The sequence below is a fragment of the Methanobacterium subterraneum genome, from assembly GCF_002813695.1.
Lineage (GTDB): Archaea > Methanobacteriota > Methanobacteria > Methanobacteriales > Methanobacteriaceae > Methanobacterium > Methanobacterium subterraneum.
Genome location: NZ_CP017768.1, coordinates 2,090,645 through 2,112,536 on the forward strand (window position 1 = coordinate 2,090,645; position 21,892 = coordinate 2,112,536).

Annotated in this window: 19 protein-coding genes; 10 read left to right on the forward strand and 9 right to left on the reverse strand. The window is 42.1% G+C overall.

Annotation, left to right across the window (positions count from 1 at the left end; genetic code table 11):
* Positions 1–100: 100 nt before the first annotated feature.
* The 4 genes from BK009_RS10115 to BK009_RS10130 all read right to left on the reverse strand — a co-directional run bounded on the left by BK009_RS10115 (position 101) and on the right by BK009_RS10130 (position 5,286).
* Entirely contained in the window at positions 101–1,027 is a 927-nt protein-coding gene (locus BK009_RS10115; protein WP_100909525.1) for a GNAT family N-acetyltransferase, read from the reverse strand.
* A gap of 62 nt (positions 1,028–1,089) precedes the next feature.
* Positions 1,090–3,945: a leucine--tRNA ligase gene (gene leuS, locus BK009_RS10120; protein ID WP_100909526.1), complete on the reverse strand. Its 2,856-nt coding sequence runs from the start codon at positions 3,943–3,945 to the stop codon at positions 1,090–1,092.
* 102 nt (positions 3,946–4,047) lie between these two features.
* Positions 4,048–4,356 (reverse strand): divalent-cation tolerance protein CutA, encoded by a 309-nt coding sequence (gene cutA / locus BK009_RS10125; protein WP_255553810.1) that lies wholly within the window; start codon positions 4,354–4,356, stop codon positions 4,048–4,050.
* Positions 4,357–4,476: 120 nt separating this feature from the next.
* Positions 4,477–5,286: an NAD+ synthase gene (locus tag BK009_RS10130; protein WP_100907257.1), complete on the reverse strand. Its 810-nt coding sequence runs from the start codon at positions 5,284–5,286 to the stop codon at positions 4,477–4,479.
* A 347-nt stretch (positions 5,287–5,633) separates the two neighbouring features.
* Here BK009_RS10130 and BK009_RS10135 point away from each other — a divergent pair, with 347 nt between their 5' ends.
* Entirely contained in the window at positions 5,634–6,611 is a 978-nt protein-coding gene (locus BK009_RS10135) for a TRC40/GET3/ArsA family transport-energizing ATPase (RefSeq protein WP_100905138.1), read from the forward strand.
* Positions 6,612–6,748: 137 nt separating this feature from the next.
* Here the strand turns inward: BK009_RS10135 and BK009_RS10140 are convergent, their stop codons facing one another.
* Together BK009_RS10140 and BK009_RS10145 are read right to left on the reverse strand one after the other, a co-directional pair.
* Positions 6,749–7,294 carry a TetR/AcrR family transcriptional regulator gene (locus BK009_RS10140; protein ID WP_100905139.1) on the reverse strand — a complete coding sequence of 182 codons (546 nt, stop codon included), beginning with the start codon at positions 7,292–7,294 and terminating at the stop codon, positions 6,749–6,751.
* A 284-nt stretch (positions 7,295–7,578) separates the two neighbouring features.
* The gene (locus BK009_RS10145; protein WP_100907256.1) at positions 7,579–8,166 is read right to left on the reverse strand and encodes a zinc dependent phospholipase C family protein; all 588 of its coding nucleotides are present in this window, start codon (positions 8,164–8,166) and stop codon (positions 7,579–7,581) included.
* Between the two features lie 213 nt (positions 8,167–8,379).
* Between BK009_RS10145 and BK009_RS10150 the strand changes: the two genes are divergently transcribed.
* Together BK009_RS10150 and BK009_RS10160 are read left to right on the forward strand one after the other, a co-directional pair.
* Positions 8,380–9,093, forward strand: a complete 714-nt coding sequence (locus BK009_RS10150; protein ID WP_100907255.1) for a hypothetical protein — start codon at positions 8,380–8,382, stop codon at positions 9,091–9,093.
* A 391-nt stretch (positions 9,094–9,484) separates the two neighbouring features.
* Entirely contained in the window at positions 9,485–9,850 is a 366-nt protein-coding gene (locus BK009_RS10160) for a cupin domain-containing protein (protein WP_100907253.1), read from the forward strand.
* 77 nt (positions 9,851–9,927) lie between these two features.
* Here BK009_RS10160 and cbiE read toward each other — a convergent pair whose 3' ends face one another.
* Positions 9,928–10,551: a precorrin-6y C5,15-methyltransferase (decarboxylating) subunit CbiE gene (gene cbiE, locus BK009_RS10165; protein ID WP_100907252.1), complete on the reverse strand. Its 624-nt coding sequence runs from the start codon at positions 10,549–10,551 to the stop codon at positions 9,928–9,930.
* 169 nt (positions 10,552–10,720) lie between these two features.
* Here cbiE and BK009_RS10170 point away from each other — a divergent pair, with 169 nt between their 5' ends.
* The 6 genes from BK009_RS10170 to BK009_RS10195 all read left to right on the forward strand — a co-directional run bounded on the left by BK009_RS10170 (position 10,721) and on the right by BK009_RS10195 (position 18,623).
* Positions 10,721–11,908: a redox-regulated ATPase YchF gene (locus tag BK009_RS10170; RefSeq protein WP_100909527.1), complete on the forward strand. Its 1,188-nt coding sequence runs from the start codon at positions 10,721–10,723 to the stop codon at positions 11,906–11,908.
* 405 nt (positions 11,909–12,313) lie between these two features.
* Entirely contained in the window at positions 12,314–13,813 is a 1,500-nt protein-coding gene (locus BK009_RS10175; protein ID WP_157809726.1) for a serine hydrolase domain-containing protein, read from the forward strand.
* Entirely contained in the window at positions 13,786–13,995 is a 210-nt protein-coding gene (locus tag BK009_RS10180; protein WP_100909529.1) for a hypothetical protein, read from the forward strand. Before BK009_RS10175 ends, BK009_RS10180 begins: the two co-directional genes overlap by 28 nt.
* 249 nt (positions 13,996–14,244) lie before the next feature.
* Positions 14,245–16,983 (forward strand): cation-translocating P-type ATPase, encoded by a 2,739-nt coding sequence (locus BK009_RS10185; protein WP_100909530.1) that lies wholly within the window; start codon positions 14,245–14,247, stop codon positions 16,981–16,983.
* 227 nt (positions 16,984–17,210) lie between these two features.
* Positions 17,211–17,549: a hypothetical protein gene (locus BK009_RS10190; protein ID WP_100905148.1), complete on the forward strand. Its 339-nt coding sequence runs from the start codon at positions 17,211–17,213 to the stop codon at positions 17,547–17,549.
* Positions 17,550–17,609: 60 nt separating this feature from the next.
* Positions 17,610–18,623, forward strand: a complete 1,014-nt coding sequence (locus BK009_RS10195) for a potassium channel family protein (protein ID WP_100909531.1) — start codon at positions 17,610–17,612, stop codon at positions 18,621–18,623.
* A gap of 146 nt (positions 18,624–18,769) precedes the next feature.
* On the opposite strand, the gene BK009_RS10200 is transcribed toward BK009_RS10195, so the two are convergent.
* Entirely contained in the window at positions 18,770–19,561 is a 792-nt protein-coding gene (locus BK009_RS10200) for a DNA/RNA nuclease SfsA (protein WP_100906692.1), read from the reverse strand.
* Between the two features lie 72 nt (positions 19,562–19,633).
* Positions 19,634–20,371 (reverse strand): hypothetical protein, encoded by a 738-nt coding sequence (locus BK009_RS10205; RefSeq protein WP_100909532.1) that lies wholly within the window; start codon positions 20,369–20,371, stop codon positions 19,634–19,636.
* A gap of 271 nt (positions 20,372–20,642) precedes the next feature.
* Between BK009_RS10205 and cfbD the strand changes: the two genes are divergently transcribed.
* Positions 20,643–21,722, forward strand: coding sequence for a Ni-sirohydrochlorin a,c-diamide reductive cyclase catalytic subunit (gene cfbD / locus BK009_RS10210; protein WP_100909533.1), 1,080 nt, complete (start codon positions 20,643–20,645; stop codon positions 21,720–21,722).
* The last annotated feature ends 170 nt before the right edge of the window (positions 21,723–21,892 follow it).

The window sequence follows — 21,892 nt, forward strand, 5'->3', positions numbered from 1 at the left end:
GCTAAAATTATACGGATAACTTTAAAATTGAGGAAAACATTTACATGCGAATAATGATAAAATCAAATTTTCAGAATTCTCTTTATGTAATTAAATGAATTTAAGCATGCCAAGCCCTCATAACCATGTTCTGACTTTTTTTAAGGTGTTCTCCCTCAAAGTCTTCCAGTAACATTCGAACCACACTTTTCTCTATCCTGAAATCTTCCCCTAAGAGGAAATCCACCAGATCATGGTAACATGTGTTAACCTCCAGGAGAACTTCCCCCTGACCATGAATTTCACGGAATAACCTTAAAATTTCTTTTAAAATCTGATCTTGGCGAGGATGGGGTTTCACTGCCCCCCATAAATGTAGAAATACACTAGGATAAAATGTGAGGAAACCCACTGGTTCATCCTTATGCAGGGCTATGAGGATATCTCCACCACATCTACTGGCTAAATTAAGGTCTTTAAGATAGCTGACTCCCCCTAATTCTTGCCGGGTCCACTTGTCAATCTTTTCCAATACAGTTTCCTTCCTATTATCCAGTGTGGGTTGGAAAAGTTCCACCCTAAGATTATCATCATCCTGATTAATTCCATCTCCAAGGTTGGCTTTCTTTTCTGGACCTGATAATTTCTCTGGGACTTTCAGTATCAAAGAGGGATAGGCAGAATTGAATCCCAGTTTATGGTAAAGACCAATATTATTCCCTGCTTCCGGACGCACCTCCAAACCCACCACCTTACAGTGCCTCTGGAGGTAATCTAAACTACGCTGAATTAATTTTTTACCACGACCCTGTCCCTGTAATGATGGATGGATCCCCAGTGGTCCCAGGTAGCCCTCTTCCCCCATGGTTTTGGAAAATGAGTAGCCAACCAGTTCTTGGCCATCCATCAACACGAAACAGCCTTCTTCATCCCCTTCTCGGAGCCCCTGGAGATTCTGGAGACTTCGTGGTTCTTCGCGTTGGAAGGCCATCTGGTCGAGTTCTATGATGGTTTCCAGATGTTCCTCTTCCATCAGGATTATCTGCAATTAATCACTCCGCAAATTGCACTGGCCCCTTACTTGCTATTCCGATTTAGGTGTCCAGTTTTTTATTCCAGGTAAATTGCTGGTTTATAGGGTAAGGCATTCCGGGCCTTATTCTGAGGATCATAGGTTGGTTCTTGATATACAACAACTTTAGCACCAGTTTCCCGGGCGACATAACCCTGTGCATCTTCCAGGAGTTGTTTTTCATCCACCATTCCCACGTAGTGTATTTTGGTCATTTCCCTGGCGATTTTCTGGGCAAATCCAGCCAGTTCCTTCTTATCATCATGAACATTTGCCTGGATGGCCTGTCCCATTATACGTCCAATATCTGGTTTTCCAACCTCACGGGCAATCTCAAAGACTTCCCATTTCCATGTGGGAGCTAGATATATGTGTATCATTTCCGGTTGGCTTTGGGTTATCTTTTTTATCTCCCGGATGTCATCCACCAGGCCCTGGATGATTTCTTCACCCTTGTGCACCTTTTCATCAATTAAGGCCGGATCAGCTTCAGGCCATGGTGCTTCGGATACGAATCCCTGCCCTCCATGACGGTTCCACAGTTCCTCACAGGCATGAGGTGTGAATGGAGCCATTAACCGTATCCAGATTCCCAGTACATAGGCCAGGACATCAGTTATCTCCTCATGGTCATCTTCGTTTTTGAGTTGGTGGTCCACCCGGTGCAGGTAATGGTCAATGTCCTTTTTGAATAGGAAAAGTGATTCCTGGAGAGCTTTACGGGTTTGGAATCCTTCCAGGGCCTGGGTGGCGTCGCGGACCCTCTGGTTTACTTGGCTGATCATCCAGGCATTGATGGCCTTATCCACTGCTGGGGCTTCGGTGTAATCACTTAATTGTATCTGGGAGCCATGGAGTTCATCAACCATTGCCGCAAATCCTGAAAACCATTCTAAACGTTTTTTGGTTCCAATTACCTCTTTTTCCCTCCAGTCGAAGTCCTGCCATGGTTCTGCCGAGGACATTAAGAATAATCGTACCACGTCGGCTCCGTGGATTTTAATGGCATCTTCCAGGAGAATGATGTTTCCCTTGGAAGAAGACATTTTATGTCCTTCCAGTAATCCCATTCCAAAGACTACCACTCCGCGGGGTCTTTTTTCCTCGGGGAATATGGCTGAATGGTGAAAGATGTGGAATGAAAGGTGATTTCCCACCAGGTCCTTGGCAGACAGTCTCCAGTCCAGTGGGTACCAGTAGTTAAATTCTTCCTTCATACCATCGGGTATGTTGGTTTTGGTGGTTGGTTTATCCAGGAATACGTGGTCGAAGAATTCTTCGTCCAGTTCTTCCGGGTCTATGTTTTTCAGGTGCGGGGCGATGGCGTAGTAACTCATGTAGATGGTGGAGTCACTGAGGGGTTCGATTAACCACTGGGTGTCCCAGGGTAGTGGTGTTCCCAGACCGATCCGTCGGGCGCATGCCCAGTCATGGAGCCAGTTAAGGTAGTATTGGAAGTTGGATCGTATCTCCTCTGGTACGGTTTTCATCAGGGAGAGTGTGTTCTGGGTGGTGGTGGTCCAGTCTTCGTCAGAATACTTGAGAAACCACTGGTTGTCCAGGATCTTAACCACGCACTCGGTACCGCAACGGCAGATCACTGGTTTTTCTGCGAATTCATGCATTATGTCCCCTTTACCAGCTTCTAAGAGATTATCTTTAATGGCATCCCTGGCCTCGGGCACCCTTAAACCAGAATAACCAGTGACGTGTTCATCCATAACTCCCTTGGCGTGTTCCAGTTTGTACATTTCATTGGTGGCTTCTTTGAGTTTAGGGTCTTCCTGGCTTTTAACACCCATTTTTTCCACCATTTCCACTGCAGGGTGTTCGCCGAATCCTTTGAGACGTATGAGTCCTATGGGCTGGATTTTCTCCACTTCGTCTTTTATCCCATATTTTTCCAGAGTTTCCGTGTCCTTTTTAAGGTCTACCAGGGCGATGTAGTCTGCTGGGGCGTGTGCCGGTACTGAGTAAACCACCCCTGTAGCATAATCCGGGTCGACAAATGATGCCGGTAGAATAATGTGCTGTTGCCCGGTCACCGGGTTTTCCACGTATTGGCCGATTAAACTTGGGGCATCCGCATCTTCAATTAGTTCCAAGTCGGTTTTCTGATTTAAAAGGTTGTGGTATGCTTTTTTGCTGATAACCCATTCTTCCCCACTACTTCTAACCTTAACGTATTCTTCAGATGGATTAAGCCATAGGTTGGTGGCTCCGAAGAGGGTTTCCGGACGGAAAGTGGCGGCTACTAAATATTTTTCTCCCATTTTAAATTTGATGAGGGTTAATTCATTGATGGCCACTCCTTCTCCTTCCAGGAGGTCATGGTCCCCTACTGGGTTTTCATCATCAGGACAGTACTTTACCGGGTGGGCCCCTCGGCGTACCAGTCCTTTTTGGTTGAGTTTTTCAAATTGCCAGGTGATGAATTTCTGGTAGTGAGGGTCGATGGTGGTGAATTCGCGTCTCCAGTCAATGGAAAATCCTAGCTGAGTCATGACATTGTGGTACTCTTCACTGAAATATTTGACAATGTAATGGGGGTCGGTGAATTTGTTAAGCTCGTCCTCGGGTACTTTATGAACGTTCTGGTATATGTCCAGAGTCCAGGGATCTCTTCTACCGATACGTTTGGCTATCCCTATAACTGGAGCCCCGGTAACGTGCCAACCCATGGGGAATAATACATTGTATCCTTGCATTCTCTTAAAACGAGCATAAACATCCGGAACAGTATAGGTACGGCCGTGGCCCACGTGCATTGCCCCACTAGGGTAAGGGTAGGCCACAGTTAAGAATAGTTTTTCACGATTATCAGGATTAGATTGGAATAATTTTGATTTCTGCCATTTTTTCTGCCATTTCTCCTCAATTTTAATATCTGTCACTAAATCACCGCCATGATAATATTTTAATTTGGTAAAAACTAATTTATGATTAATTAACATTAATTTCAATTAATAATAGATTATAAACCAATAATCAAAGTTTTAATGCTTTTCAAGTGAGTTGTCCAGCCAGTCCAAGTAGTTCTCTGAACCCCTTTTGATCTGGATTTCCAGTGCACATGGTGTCTGGTAACTGTGGATTTCTCCAACCCTATCTATAACTTTATCCACTAATTCTGAACGGGTCTTCACCAGGAGGATGGATTCAACATCTTCCTCCAAACTCCCCTCCCACCAGTAAATGGATTCCATACCAGATATTATATTGGCACAGGCCACTAGTCGTTCATTTAAAAGAGTTTTAGCTATTTTTTTAGACTCTTCAACTCCGGAAGCTGTGATATAAACCATTGAATACACTTTAAACATCTCGAACTACTCGGTTATAGGATGAATTATTTTATTATCCCCATATTATTTGATCTACTATGAACTATCTCAATCAGGAAGTAATAATTCAACACCACTGAATTATCTAATTATGGGAGGTATGGGAGGCATTATTGTTTTGTGTTCAGCAGCCAGCATCATCACCTTAACCCTTACCACTTCATCCAGTTTTATCTGCAATTTGTGGGCTGTTTCATCCTCTTTCATCCCGTGTTCAGTCATCAAGTACAGGATTTTATCTAAAAGATCGTATTTGATTCCCAGATCTTCCTCATCAGTTTGTCCCGGCCATAAACCGGCAGTGGGATCCTTGTGGATTATATCCTCATTGACATCAAGATAACTTGCCAACCTGCGGACATCTGTTTTGTATAAACCCCCTATAGGGAGTATATCAACCCCACCATCACCATACTTAGTGAAATAGCCAACCAGGAGTTCAGTTCTATTACCAGTACCCACTACCAGACGATTTAGAGCATTAGCATGATAATAGAGTACTACCATTCGCATTCGTGCCTTAAGATTCGCTCCGGCAAGTTTATAGTTTTCATCATTTTCAGAACGGCTGCAAACATCTTGAACTGGTTCAATGAGAGGATCTATAGGTATGATTTTGTGTTTTATTCCTGTTTCCTCTGCCAACTTCACTGCATCATCCACGTCTTCTTGACTAGTGGTCTGGCTGGGCATGATGAGGCCCAAAATTTTATCCTTGTTCACCACTTGGGCACATAGTTTGGCAGTGGTGGATGAATCTAATCCACCACTGAGACCTATAACCAGACCTTGCGTGTTGGATTCGATCAATGAACTTTCAATAAAGCTTGATATCTCTCTTGATGCCCTTTCCACATCTAATACTGGTAATATCCCATTATAATCGCCCATATTATACACCCTACTAATTATTTAACCCACATAAAATTTATTATCCATTAATTTCAGTTAATATCCCAACAAAAGCATGCCATCAAATAAAACCTTTTATTGGTCCTTTATTGATGATCGGCCCTCACAGCTGAAATTACACTGTGGTTTGGAAAATATTTCCATATTGATTATAGGATTATATTTAGGTTTTATTAAATATGGATTTTGCACAATTATTATATGTCCACAGAATTTAAGTAAGATAATCAAATAGAAACTATTTAACTTGGAAAAAATGGATGTTTAATATTGAAGTTTATTTTAGGCTTATTACGATCTAGAATAAATAATGGAGGCATTATATAATGGCAATTAGAGACCTTTTCCAATTTAAAAAAGGAAAAACAACATTCGTGTTTATTGGAGGGAAAGGGGGAGTGGGTAAAACTACCGTATCCGCATCAACTGCCCTATGGTTAGCTGAAGAGGGTAAAAAAACTCTGGTAATATCAACAGACCCTGCTCACTCACTTTCAGACTCTTTAGAGAAGAAACTGGGACATGACCCCACCCCCATAGGTGAAAACTTGTGGGCTGCAGAAATTGACCCGGAAGTGGCAATGCAGGATTATCAGGTTAAGATGAAGGAACAGCAGGCCCTTAACCCTGGCATGGACATGGGTATGATGGAGGATCAGATGGAAATGGCCACCATGGCCCCTGGAATCGATGAGGCAGCTGCCTTTGACAAATTCCTCCAGTATATGACCACTGATGAGTACGATGTTGTGGTCTTCGACACCGCACCCACCGGACACACCCTGAGATTACTATCTTTCCCGGAAATGATGGATAGCTGGGTAGGGAAGATGATCAAAGTCAGGAGACAGATCGGTAGCATGGCCAAAGCCTTTAAGAACATCATGCCCTTCATGGGAGATGAAGACGAAGAGGACAAAGCCATGGAAGACATGGAAGCCACCAAAAAACAGATACGTGTTGCCAGGGAAGTTATGGCAGACCCAACACGAACATCCTTTAAAATGGTGGTTATCCCTGAAGAAATGTCCATCTACGAATCTGAAAGAGCAATGGAAGCACTGGAAAAGAACAACATGCACACCGATGCAGTTATCGTAAACCAGATCCAGCCAGAAGAAGCAGACTGTGATTTCTGCCGTGCACGACGTCAGATCCAACAAAAAAGAATGGAAAGTATCCGTCAGAAATTCGGTGGCCAAGTAGTGGCTGAAATACCATTATTCCGGGAAGAAGTTAAGGGTACTGATAAACTAAGAGAAGTTGGTAAGATCCTGTACGGGGAGAGCGAAGTAGCTTCCTAAAACCTCTTTTTCCAATTTCATTCTCTTTTATTTTTAACGCTATTTTTAGATAATCTCTATTATTTAGTCGATAGTTCCATATTTTTAGTCGATAGTTCCATATTTGAAAGAAGAATTTGGTTAAGATAGTTTCACACTTAAGAGAAGAGTTTCAGTACGTTTTTTATAAATCCTTCCAGAGCCTGGTTATAGTTAAACCAATCCTTTTCATAATGTTTGGTCTGGCTGATCATGAAGGTGTAAGAATAGAGGGAAAGGGCCATTGCATTATAGTCCACGTCCCGTCCAGGAAGGTTTTCTTCCAAGTATTTACTCATATATTTCACAAATTCAGCCAGCATGGGATCAGTGCTACCACTTTTTTGAGTGTTGGAAAGAGAAATGAATTCATAGTGATCCTCGGCTATTCTGGCCATGTCGGTGATTAAGGTTCTTAAAAAAACATCAGGATCAGTGGAAACATTGGTAGCCAGGGCTTCATCCACATCTTCTTTAACTTTCACTATGTTCTGATTCAAAACCTTGTTAAAAAGATTTTGTTTTGTTTTAAACTTTCTGAACAAAGTTAATTCACTGAAACCTGCCTTTTGAGCTATAAATCTAGTTGTAGCACCTTTATATCCTTTTTCAGCAAATATTTCCAAAGCTGCGTCTAAAAATTTCTGTTCCGTTTTATCAACCATGTTTACATGCAACCATTAATCCATATCCATAGATTTCTAAACCAGAGGTTTTAAAAAATAATTTCCAGGGTCACCTTATAAAGGTTAACCATCAAAAACCCGGCGATCGATAGATGATATTTTAGATTATTAAATATTAGAGTTTCTGGACTAAATAAGAGTCAGTTATCTATGTTTTTCAGATAATTAAAGTTTATTGTCAATAATTACCAAATAAATTTTGTAGTATATAATATGGAATTGGGTTCTAAGCTTAGTTAATTTATAAGATAATATGATTTATTCTAAGAAACAACACCATTAACCGCCATATATGATAAATCAGCTGCCTTATTAAGACATTGCTGTATATAATTATCGTCATCTGTTTCCAACCATGATTCCCATGCATTCTCGCTCATTTGGTCACAGGAAGATAATTCACTATCCCATTTGCCTGTTTTATCCGTAAGGTGGGGTTCCAGGAGTATTGCTTGTAGCTCACAGCTAGTGTGATCATATCCCGAATTACCCCCAGAATGTGGTGGGCATACACTATCAGAGATATAATGAGTTGCCACACCAAAACAGTAGCTGGCCGGTTTATAATTTCCATTCTGATAATAATCCCTACCTTTTTGAAGCCAGTAGTTGGCTTTTTCTTCACTGGCCGGGTAGTGATGATACTGGAAGTCAAAAAACTTATAATCAGGATCATCAGCCCCATCCAACATTTCTGAAAGATCCAGCTTGTCCTGAGCATCAGCAGGGAGCGAGTAATAAACTTCCTCAACAATGGCATAATGATTAGGAGCCGCCCAGGCAGATACGGGATGGGGTATTGCCAGGACAATAACAAATGTAACAAAAATCATTATCAGGGTTCTTTTCATGGTTCCTCGAACTTAGGGTAAATCTAGAAAATCAGTTAGTCGGTCTAATGAAAATGTGTAGTAAGTACCCATATTTAAACATACGCAACAAAAAGTCATTGGAGAATTAGATTGCAAAATTTAGATTCCATGGATTTAATGTACTTTGAAAAACTAAATTAAATTATTAAACTGGATAAAATAGTATTAATGATCCAATCCCGGTGATATCCAATGCATGGAAAATCATGTCCCATTGATTTGAAACAAATACCCCCTTGGAAGCGGTATTTAAGAGGTTTTCTAAGGATAATCATCCTGATTAACGCAGTGTACCATGTCGTCTTGGGTGAGGTTTTCTTTGGATTTTTAGCCCTATTAGCCCTTACAATCCTTCTTGTTCCCCGATTTTTTACAAAAAACAAGATATGTGTCGTTCCAGTGGATATAGAAATACTTTTTTTAATCGTGGTCTTTTTTGAGTTAATAGTGGCCGATGCCTATAGTTTTTACAGCAGAGTGCCTTACTATGATAAGTTCATGCACCTACTGGTCTCTTTTATTGTGGGCCTGGTGGGAATGGTGATCATTTACACATTCTACGCCCTTGGAAAACTTCAAGCCAGTACTGGGGTGATGTTTGCCCTTATTGTTTTAATAACCATGGGCCTGGGTGCTGGTCTGGAAATGGCAGAATATTTCTACGATCAAATCCTATATCCCTTAATTGGCCCTTACCTACCCACTGGACTCACCCAGGGGTCCATGGTGGCATCACCCCTGGCAGACACCATGGAAGATTTATTTGTGGATACATTGGGAGGTATACTGGGGGCGGCAATAGGGATAATTTTGATTAAAAGAGAAGAGAAAAGGGGAAGAGAACTGGAAATACTGGATGAACTGGAAGTACTGGCCGGGGGAAATAGTGAAGATGACTTGGAATAATCATGGATCCATCCTCTGGCATTAAATTAAATGGTTGTGGTAACATAGATTATAAACGAATCCGTAATATTTCCGTGGCTTTTTTAGTATTTCTAATTATTTTAGTGAGTTTCAGCTTTTTAGCTGGATTACTAGGTGAAACCTCATCCACAGGACCTATTAAAATATTTTCATGGGTTATTGGTTCGATAATTGCCTTTAAGATATTTGAAATCATGGGGGATAAAAAAAAATAGTTCTCTTAAAAAATAGGTTTTTTTAAATAGAACCTTAGTTTCCTCAAATAGAAGAAGTTTATCTAAAAAAAGGTTTTTGAATGGAAAAAATCTTGAAAATGCCCTAAATGAAAAAATGACCTAAAAAGATATAATTATTTTTTTGGTGATTCAAAATGCTTATAAAATCTCTTAAAAAATGCGAATACTTCCAAGTATCCGATGAAACTGTTCTGTGTGAGCTTCTGCACCCTGTAAATGAAAATATAGAAATGGGTTGCAGTGTGGCCCATGCCATCATCGAACCCGGCCAGGCATCTTTACCCCACAAATTAAAAAGTTCAGTGGAAATTTACTTCATAATAGAAGGTGAAGGCATAATGCACATTGACACTGAATCAAGAGATGTTAAACCAGGTGATGCTATCTACATACCTCCAGGATCATCCCAGTGGATAGAAAACACAACCAAGAACAATTTAAAGTTTTTGTGTGTGGTAACACCACCCTGGCGGGAAGAAGATGAGGAACTGTGCGATTAAAGGATTATCCAGCTGTTGTTTAAAAACTGTATGATTAGATGTCCATTATTAAGAAACTAGTAAATGACAAGAACTAACTAGTAAATGACCATCACACACAGATAACTGAACTCCTTACCCGCTATTTCCTTTAAAGTCCCCTTAAACAGTCTTTCATCAGGGTAACTGAGCCTTTCACACACTGCTACTTTTCTTTCCAGGTGAATTCCATTTTCAAGGAGGAACTGTGCCAGTTTCTCCACCCTGAAGTCTGGTAAAACAATGGTGGGCTTCCCGTTATCCAAATAATCCAATATTACTTGGGAGTTTCCTTTCCCATGGAGGGTGAGGAGGTTGGCCTGATCCCATGGGAGTTGTAGCCGGGCTGCAGCCAGTTGCAGGGAGCTGATACCCGGAATAACCTCAATGTCCAGATCATCCCGTAGATTAAGAATAGGTTTCAGGACCCCTGAAAATCCAGGGTCACCGGTGGATAGAATGGCCACATCTTTACCTTCATCCACCAGGGAAATTGACTTTTTCATCATTTCATCCATATTCCGTGCCCTTAATACCAATGTATCCCCCACAAATCCGGGGAATAAATCCAGAGCCCTCTGACTCCCTACCAGCACATCAACAGATTCCACAGCATCTATAGCTGCTTTGGTTAAATAGTCACTTGATCCAGGTCCGGTTCCCACCAGGTAAAGTTTTGACATCTATAATTGCTCCTGTTCTCAATATTAACTGCATAATGATGATATAATACTAATTTTAATATGTTTAGTTTAGTGTTTGAATTTCTAGATATAACTAACATTTCATTTGTTGATCTTCCCCTAAAATCTTTAATAACCTGGTAGGTAAAAAGACTAGTAGTGATTTATTATGCTCCAAATTGCAGTTACCGGAAAGCCCAACGTGGGCAAATCATCTTTTTTCAACGCAGCCACCCTATCAGAAGCAGACGTGGCTGGTTATCCATTTACCACCATCGACGTTAATAAAGCAGTGGCCCATGTGGTTAAACCCTGCCCCTGCCGAGAATTAGAGGTGGAATGTAATCCTCGAAACTCCCAATGCCATGATGGTCAACGACTGATCCCAGTGGAACTCTTAGATGTTGCTGGCCTGGTACCCGGAGCCCATGAAGGCCGTGGTCTGGGTAACAAATTCCTGGACGATCTACGCCAGGCCAGGGTATTCATCCACGTCATTGACGCCTCAGGATCCACTGATGAAGAGGGAAGACCCTGTGAGGCAGGTTCACACGACCCCATGGAGGATGTGGACTTCCTGCAACATGAAATAACCATGTGGCTCTTTGGAATCCTCAATAAGAACTGGAACCGTCTGGTGCGCAAGGCACTCTCTGAGAAACTGGACATTGCCAAGGTTATAGCCGAACAACTCAGTGGAGCTGGCATAATGGTGGAAGATGTTCTGGAAGCCAAGAGAAGTGTTACCAAGGAATATAAGGACTGGGAAGATGAAGATCTCATTGAAATATTGGATAACCTTCTTAAAATTGCCAAACCCATGCTCATCGTAGCCAACAAGGCCGATCTCCCCCATGCAAAGGAGAATATTCACAGACTCCGGGAAAAGTACGATAATGTGATTCCTGCTTCTGCCGAGGCTGAACTGGCATTAACCAGGGCTGCAGAAGCCGGTTTAATCAGTTACGTGTCTGGTGAATCTGACTTCAAGATCCTCCAGGAAGACAAACTGAGCCCTCAGCAGATAAATGCCCTGGAATACATACGGGAAAATGTTCTCCAAAAATACGGAGGTACCGGAGTCCAGAAAGCCCTTAACCAGGCCATTTTCAACCTGCTGGATATGATCGTGGTTTACCCTGTTGAGGATGAGCACAAACTCTCCGACCAGAAGGGTAACGTGCTCCCCGATGCACTCCTCGTTCCTAGTGGTTCCAAACCGAGGGATATGGCATTCCTCATACACACCGATATTGGAGAAGGTTTCATGCACGCCATTGATGCCAGGAGTTGTCGTAGGGTGTCCAGCGACCATGAATTAGATGATGGGGATATAATCAGTATTATCTGTCGTTAGAATGGCTATAAAAAGTTTGAGAAGTTAATAAAAACGTGACACTGTTATTATACCCCTTAAATCCAGGAAGATTTCTTCTAAGGAGAAGAGTATGCTTTTAGGCAGCTAAATTAATAAACTAAAATGAATTCGATTTTATTTATGACATCGGAAATCGCAACCCCCTGAGCTTACTATTCGTTAGCTCTGCTACTTTTCGGATCTGAGAATATTAGTATTATATTCGTTAATAGACATAATACAATAATTTATGCCACTAAAGTTAAATATAATATGAACTTCAAAGACAATATTGATGAATGTAAATGGCTAATAATAATTAGATAAAAATATACTCATTTCATGGAATTTTACATATTCTGGTTGGATTTCTGTCCAGATTATTTCATTATAGGGGGATGGGCATTGTTAAAAAATATTGGAACAGTTGTGATGTTGGTTGCCGCGGTTTTTCTAGCTGTGGTTCTTGTGATATTACCCCACAACCCAACCATGCATGATAAAAACACCCCTGATCCAATTCAAACACCCCTTAACCCAGAAATCCCCCAAAATAATCTTATTAATATAAATACTGCTAATTCTGCTTTCTTGAATGCGAATGCATACTCTTCAACCATTTTCCACAACCCCAACATGGGAAATGGGCCTGTTGGTACTTACCCCCCAGATATTGAAAAGGTTATCAGTTTATTCAATTCCTACGTTGAAAACCAATTCAAAGATAGTCTCATCCCCGGAGCAGCCGTGGTGGTAGTCTACAAGGACAAAATAGTGTACCTGAAGACTTTAGGGGTGAAAAAGGTAGGTGAATCTGATCCCATTAACTTGGAAACCATCTTCCAAATTGGTTCCTGTTCCAAGGCCTTCACCGCCACGGCAATAGCATCCCTGGTCGATGCCGGAATAATGACTTGGAATGACACTGCCCAACAGTATTTCCCTAATGATAACGAGTTCGTACTGCAGGATCCCGTGGCCGCCCAGGAAGCCAATATGAGGGATCTACTCTCCCACCGAAGTGGCATGCATGATAAAGCCGGTAACGAACACGTTCTGGACTTCAAGTACGATTTCAGTGAAATTCTCTACCGTATGAGATATATAGCTGCGCAGAGTGAGTTTAGAACTAAATATGCCTATAACAACATTATGTTTTCCCTTGCAGGCCAATCCTCTGCCCGGGCAGCATCCACCACTTGGCCCCAGTTAATAAAGGAAAAGATTTACCAGCCCCTTAATATGGATTACAGTGTGGTGACTTATCAGGAGTTTGTTGATAATCCCAACCATTCCGGCACCCATGTCATATATAATGGAGTGGCTTACTACGTTGATCCTCTTAATCTAGATGCCATGGGTCCTGCTGGGAGTTTAAGCTGTTCAGTGGATGATATGGGCAACTGGCTCCAGTTCCAACTTAACAACGGGGTTTTTAATGGGCAACAGGTAGTTTCATCCCAGTCCCTGGCTGAAACTCGCACCCCCCAAATACTGGTTGAATCCAATCCCAACATGGAGACCTGGTATGCCCTGGGGTGGACTGTGGTTTACACCCAGGGCAGGACATTCATAGCCCATGCAGGGTCCACCCGGCTATCTTCAGCTTACACCCTTCTGCTTCCTTCTGAAGAGTTAGGTGTGGTGGTTATGGCCAATGAGGCCACTTTTGGCCAGGATTTCTGTGTGGATATTGCCAGTGAACTGATATCCATATACTCCCAGACCAGGGTGGTTCCCTTTCCAGTTCTCCCGAAGAGATGGGAGGGACTCCTGTGGAAACACTGCCCATCTTATCATCAACCACTGACCCCCTGCCCTATGCAATTGATAACTACGTTGGTACTTATTATTCTGATTATTATGGTAACGTTCGGGTGGAGAAATTTAACGACACCTGTCTAAATTTATACCCTGGAAATAACGTTGATCCTTCTCCCTTAAACCATGAAAGTGGTAATACATTTAAAGATGCATATTACGGGACCAGTGTGGTTTTCAGTAATTTTGATACTGGTATTCCCCAGGAAGTTTATACTGAAAGGTGGGATGTGAATGGTGGTAACGGAACCTTCAACAGAGTATAATCTAAGAATCTAATTCACTAATCCCCATTTAACCAAACATCCTTTTAACAACACCCACTGAAAATTCTAACCAAATATAAAGGTTATTAATTGCATGTTCATCGTGAAAATTAGATTTTATAGGTTTTAACCCCATAATTATTCTTTAAATTCAGATTATTCCTGTTAAAAAATAGAGAAAGCTATTATTACCAATCCCATGATTACCATTACCACCAGACAGAGAGAGGTACGTTTCAAGTGTAAAAAATGACGATTAACGAACTCCCCCCTGAAGACGTTTACCAGGAATTAAACTCTTCTCAAAATGGTTTGAATGATAAAGAGGTTGCTAAGAGATTAGAAATATATGGACCCAACCAGATTGAGGAAGTTAAAAAGAAGCCGATTATTTTAAAGTTTTTAGCTAATCTTTACCAGTTGCTGGCTTTACTCCTATGGGCAGCCAGTATTCTTGCCTTTTTAAGTGGCACACCCCAGCTTGGTTTTGCAATTATCGCCGTTATTATAATTAATGCTGTTTTTAGTTTCTGGCAAGAGTACAAAGCAGAAAAGGCCCTAGAAGCCCTTAAAAGAATATTACCCTTCCAGGCCAAGGTAATTCGTGATGGCCTGGAAAAGGAGATATTATCGGGCCAGCTGGTTCCGGGTGATGTTTTGGTTCTGGAAGAGGGGGATAACATCTCTGCTGATGCCCGTCTGGTGGAATCCAACCAGATGAAGGTGGATAACTCCACCCTAACTGGTGAATCCCGGCCAGTTCGTAAAGTAGCCCATGCCAAAGAATCGGAAGGTAATAATCTTATTGGAACTCCCAACATAGTTTTTGCAGGTACCAGTGCGGTTGCAGGTTCGGGCAAGGCTGTTGTATTTGCAACTGGACAGGATACCGAGTTCAACCACATTGCCAGCTTGACTCAGGAAATCAGCCAGGAGGCCAGCCCCCTGCAGAAAGAATTGTCCAGGGTTACCCGAATTATCGCTTTTATTGCCGTGCTTCTTGGTATAATCCTCTTCGCAGTGAACCATTGGGTGGTTAAACTACCCCTGCAGGTGGCCTTCATTTTTGCCATAGGATTGACTGTGGCCAACGTGCCGGAGGGACTGCTTCCCACGGTTACCCTGGCACTGGCTGCATCTGTGCAGAAAATGGCGCGTAAAAATGCCCTTATTAAACGTTTATCCAGTGTAGAGACTCTGGGATCCACCAATATCATCTGCACTGACAAAACCGGAACCCTGACCAAGAATGAGATGACAGTAAGTAAGGTCTGGTTGCCCTTTGAGATCATTGACATCACCGGGGTTGGATATTCACCTGAAGGAGAGTTCTTGCACAAGGGTAGCCCTATAGATCACCGGGAAATCCGGGAGCTTAAGCTTCTTATGCGTTCGGCCACCTTTTGCAATGATTCCAAACTGGTGGAACCAGATACCGCCGGAGGGAAGTGGAAGATACTGGGGGATCCTACCGAAGCCGCTCTTCTGGTAGCTGCCCGTAAAAGTGGCTTTATCTGGGAAGAACAGCTGGCCAGGAAACCAAGAATATTAGAGTTGCCCTTTGATTCCCAGCGTAAATCCATGAGCAGCATACACCAAGATACTGGTAAACAGGTAGCTTATGTTAAGGGTGCTCCTAAAAAGATCATTAACCTATCCCGTAACATATCGGTGGATGGAAAGGTACGGTCTTTCTCCAGTGAAGAAAAAAAGAGAGTGATAGCCAAACATGATGAACTAGCTGCTTCTGGCCTGCGTATCCTGGCCATGGCCTACCGGGATCTCCCTGAGGATTATGATAACTACAGTGCCCAGGCTGTGGAACGTGACCTTACCTTCCTGGGTATGGTGGCCATGCAGGATCCACCACGTCCAGAGGTGAAACCAGCAGTGGAAGACTGTCACAAAGCAGGTATCCGTATCATCATGATCACCGGTGACTACGGTCTCACCGCCCATGCCATAGCCGAAGAAGTGGGAATTGTAGGGAAAGACCCCTGCCGGATTATTAAGGGAAAGGATCTCAACCAGATGGATGATGAAGAGCTTAAAGAGGTTTTACTTTCCGGTGAAAACGTTTTATTTGCCCGTGCTGTCCCAGAGCATAAGTTGAGGATCGCCAGTATTCTGGAGAGCATGGACGAAATTGTGGCCATGACTGGAGACGGAGTAAATGATGCCCCAGCCCTTCGAAAGGCAGACATAGGTGTAGCCATGGGTATAACCGGTACTGATGTGGCTAAGGAGGCTGCGGATATGATTCTTACCGATGATAACTTCGCCACCATTGTGGAGGCAATTAAGGAAGGCCGTACCATCTACGAAAACATACGGAAATTCATCACCTACATCTTTTCCCATGAAACCGCGGAGATAGTGCCCTTCGTGATGATGGTCCTTTTCAGAATTCCACTCCCCATTACTGTGATGCAGATCCTGGCCATTGACTTGGGAACAGATACTGTGCCTGCCCTGGCTCTGGGGGTGGGTCCAGCTGAGTCAGATGTCATGGACAGGCCACCTCGGCCACGTAAAGAACGCCTCCTGAACTTTGGAGTTATATTCCAGGGTTATATTTTCCTGGGAATAATAGAAGCAACCCTGGTTATGTCTGGATTTTTCTGGGTTTTAATGAGCAGTGGCTGGATATGGGGGCAGCAACTAGCCTTCACTGACCCAGTTTACATGAAAGCCACCAGCATGGTCTTTGCTGGGATTGTGATGGCCCAGATGGGTAATCTTCTGGGATGTCAAACTAACAGAACTTCGGTACTGGAAGTGGGAATCTTCAAAAACAAGTGGATTCCGAGAGGTATTCTATTTTCAGTGATTGTTCTCATTACTATAATCTATTTACCCCCGTTACAGGGACTTTTCGGAACAGCAGCCCTGGGATTAACAGAATGGCTCTACCTGCTTACCTTCGTGCCCATAATGTTCCTGGCAGATGAACTGCGCAAATACCGGGTTAGAAAAAATCTTAAATAATCCGTGAAATTAATCATCATCCTAAAATACTAAACATCCCCTAAATCTGGTTAAACTGTAGAAATAATGGGAAAAACATCTTAAAAATCCATTGTTCCCTGTGAGGATATATGATCAGTGCTCGGTTAAAAAGACTTGACTCCTACATGATAAATCATATTAAATTATAAATGAAAAGCTAAATATCAACTGTTAGTATTCAAATTAAAAAAAAAGGAGAAATAATAATGAAATGGCAAATTGTACTTTTATCATTTGTAATTCTTGTTTTTATGTCATTTTCAACCGTTTGGGCTAATGATGATTATGCTGAGGAATCTGATTCCCAAATAAGTGCATCAAATATGGCAAGTATCGCCCCCTTAGTGAAAAGCAGTGGTAGTAAGAGCAGCAGCTCCAGTTCTTCCAAGAAAATCAAAGTAAAGAGTGGGGATGATGATGACGAAGATGATGCTACTGGAACTGATGATTCCAGTGGAGGGTTCCCCTGGTGGTTAATCATTGTTATCGGAGTAGTCATTCTGGCGTTAATAGCAGTAGCAGTATGGTATCTCTTCCTTAGATAAGGGAATGATTCAAGATAATTCCCTATTCATGAATTTGAATATTAGGATTTGGAGACCCACATGTTTGTACTTCTAAGGGTACTCAGAAAAAGCATACCTCTAGTGGCTAAACAGAGGTTGACCTGGATTTTGATCCTGGTCCTCTGTATAATTGCCTACGGCACTCTTGGTTTTCATTTCATTGAAGGCCAACCATGGACTGTGTCTTTTTACTGGACCTTCGTAACTATAGGGACCGTTGGATACGGTGATTACAGCCCTAAAACCACTTTGGGAATGTTTTTCACCATCAGTCTGATTATTCTGGGCATTGGAACCTTTGCCCTGGCAATAGAATCCCTGGTGAACCTGATCTTCAAAAGACAGCAGATGAAATTTATGGGGCTGATAAATGTGGAACGATCAAAACACGTAGTTATTTGTGGATGGACCGAAAGTACTGTGGAGTGTATTAAGGAAATCGGCAAGGAAAGTGAGGTATTTGTGTTAGATGAGGATGAAGAGGTCCGTAAAAATGCTTTGAAAAATGGGGCTAACTTCGTTCATGGTGATCCCACCCGTATCAAGGACCTGGAAAAGGCCAATGTCAAGGGAGCGCAGGCAGTTATCGTGGACATGGACTCTGACTCTAAAACCATCCACTGCATTTTGAGTGTTCGCAAATTAGACCAGGATGTGAGAGTGGTGGCTGAGGCTCAGCGTTATGAGAATATTGAACAGATAAAACTGGCTGGTGCTAACCAGGTTATCTCCCCCTTCGTAATTTCCGGACGTCTCATGTACAAGAGCATTGATGATGGTTATGAGGCAATGTTCGTCCAGGATGTCCTGGCAGAACACACCAGCCGGGAGATGAGGGAAGTTAAAATCAGCTCTGAAAGCCAATTTAACGGTTTAAGCCTTTTAGAAGCAGATATTCATGAGAGAACCGGAATAGTAGTGGTGGGAGTGGGTCGTGACGGGGACTTAGTCATTGACCCCCCACGCAATTACACCTTGGAAACTGGAGATGTGGTACTGGGTATAGGGAAAGTTGAGGAGTTCGAAAAACTGGAAAACATGAAAGTAACCTGATTTGCTGGTAACAAAACCTAATGTTTAAGATTTCCGGTAAAAAAACTAATCTTAAGGTTGAAGAGTTTACTTGAAGATTTAACCCTTGCAAATGATTTAAACAATTCCAAAATTCTACTAATCAAGATTTTTTTGTTTAAGTTTGTTTAAGTTGTTTGATTTAAAGGTTTAACTATTACATCTACCTTTTTTAATGGTTTTAATTCCAATTCTTTTTTATCATAATTTAAAGTGAAAGAATAGGCGATTATCAGAACATTTTCCTTTTCTGCTTGTTTTAGTGTCCTGGAAAAATCAGGATCCATCTCCCAGTTTGGGGAAAAAACTTTAGCATCCCCTCGTGGAATAATAAACAATACTGCAGAATCAATGCCCTCATTTTTGGCTTTAATCAACTCTTCCAAGTGTTTTTTCCCCCTGAGGGTGGGTGCATCTGGAAACCGGGCATGACCCCCTTCAACCAGGGTGCATCCTTTAACTTCCAGGAGCATGTTTTTCCAGGGAGTAGGCACCTTACTATTATTGTGATTAATTACCTCATTATTATGAGGATTGGGCACCTTACTATGGATATTCTTAAGTAAAAAATCAATACGACTCTTCCCAAAGGTGTACTCCCTTTTTTCCACCCGGTAATCAGATAATTCCCCTATAAAACCTGATTCGATTAATTCTCCTGCCAGATCACTGTGAAAACCAGAGTTGATGAGCACCCAGATGTCTTCACACCACACTGCAATTACATCATATTTGGTTTTGCGATTGGCTAAGTTATTAGCAGGCCGGAGTAGTAAACGAGCCCCTGGAAATAGCAATTCCTTGAGTCGGCCAGGATCCCTTAAATGCGCCATTTCCAGAGCTCTATCAGCTTCAAATATTACTGTGAAACGGTTAGGTCTTTCTTTGAATGTTCCTTCTATTAGATTTGGGATTTTCATTTGCACTCCTTCTGAAAAATAGAAAATAAATTTTGGGAAAATTAATGCTTTCCCCTGATACATGAACTTTCTTTAGAGGGATAGCCCGTCAACCACCTCTACAAACTCCGTAGCTTGCCGGAGGGTTTCATTAAAGGGTGCATATGTATAAGTTTCATAGACCATGGCCGGAGTTCCAGACTCTATAATGGGAATGGTCACGTAGGGCCCACTGGTAGGGCCACCATCAAAAGGTGGGACGTAAAATACCAACCAGGGAATCTTGCTGACAATTAGATTGGCCAGGGTTAATGAACGGCTATCCTGGGATGGAACTGAGATAAACTTGGTTTCAGGGTAATCACCCCGGGTAGAATGCACATCCACCACCATATCATACTTACTAGCCTTAACATCCGGTACTACATAGTCCAGAGCCAATTGCTGGCCATTGATCCTTCCCTGATTGTAATCATCCTTATTCTTGGTCACAGTAATTTGATAAACGTAGTAACAGTGTTTCAAGTTTATTTCACCGGAGATAACTGCCATCATGGCCTGATGTGCCTGAACTTCCATGGGGTGCACCCCCACTACATAGGCCACCTTAACCGGAGAGTTCACATTGCCATAGGGCCCGTAACGGACCACAAAGCCATAATCACGTTCACCCAAAAACTTAACCGTGGTCAAAGTACGGTTAGTCCCAATTTGGCCGGAACTATCATTACTAGAACCATTGAAATTATAAGAAATCCCATTTAAGTTGGTAGTTCCCAGGATAGTTACAATCAGTATTAAAATTATCAAAAACCAGTGTTCTCTGCTCATATCATAGCCCCCACAAATATATCCGAAATATATGATAATTTATTAATCAATACACATGTTGTCGGTGCATTGCATTTAATATAATGGAGAATTGTATTCTATTAAAATTTATTAAAAGTATCTAAATTTATTAAAATATCATGCCCACAGATTTAACTTATATTTTAATGACATTAGTTATAATGGTTAATTTAGATAGAAATAATGAAAATTTATCATTTAATGTTTTTTTACAATTCCCAATCCAAAAAAAAATTAGAGGTGAAATAGATTGCATCCCAGACCCAGCCCCATTGCAGCATCCCTTTACACTCTCCGAGACTTGAACGCCGACGTTATCATCCTACACGGACCCCATGGCTGCTGCTTCCGTACGGGCCGTCTTCTGGAAAATGACGGAGTGAGGGTGGTAACCACTGCCATGTCAGAAAACGACTTCATATTCGGCGCATCCGCCAAACTGGAAGAAACATTACACGAAGTAAATGAACTATTCCATCCCCAGCTGGTGGGAGTAGTGGGAACCTGTGCCAGTATGATCATCGGTGAAGATATGCAGGACGCTGTTAACAATGCAGGAATCCCGGCCAAAGTACTGACTGTAGAGTCCCATGGTGGTTTAAGTGAAGGGGATAACACTGAGGGAGCCATAGCAGTTCTGGAAGCTGCTGAGCGTGAAGGAGTGATCTCTCCCGAGGAAACTGAAAGGCAGAGCAGGATGCTTAAAAGGGCCACTGAAATTGAAAAAACCAGAGGAATGGCCCAGGGTAAATATATCGCCCCATCGTACGGTGATGACAAAGAAGAAGTGGCCAGTGTACTATTGGAAGCCTTTGGAAAGGGATATAAAATTGCAATTGTGCTTAACTCCAAAAAAGAAACCTCTTACCTCTTTGCAGACCTTCTGAAAATCCCATTCAACCAGATGTACCCTGAAAACAGGCCCCTGGTCATTGCCAACCTGGACCTGGAAACTGGTCTTCCCCGTATACAGCAACACGCCCAGAATATTACCGAAGAACTGAATGATGCAGGATTGGAAATTGATATTATCACCGGTGGACTGGATGAGTACCCTGTAACTGGGGATAAGGCAGGTGAATATCTGGAAAAAGAAGACTATGATCTGGTGGTGGTGGCTGGAGTGCCCCATGCTCTGCCCATTGAAAAACTGGATATCCAATCAATTGCCATTACCGATGGCCCTCGCCTGGTGGAACCACTGAAAAAATTAGGATACAATTGGGTGGTTACTGAACTGGATGCCCATGCAAAAACACTTGGAACTGATAAAATAATTGAATCTGATTTTGGAAATGTTTTAAGACAAATAATTGATAAACCATCATGAATCCCGGGTTGAATGGTAGATTTGGTTTTAGAGTTTGTCTGCAGTTGGTGAATTTTATATATACTGGCTTAATAATATAGCCAATAGAAATAGGGAATTTATGATGAGATAATAGATTTAGAATCTGGATAAACATTCATGGATGAATTTGATTTGAAAAGATATCTTGA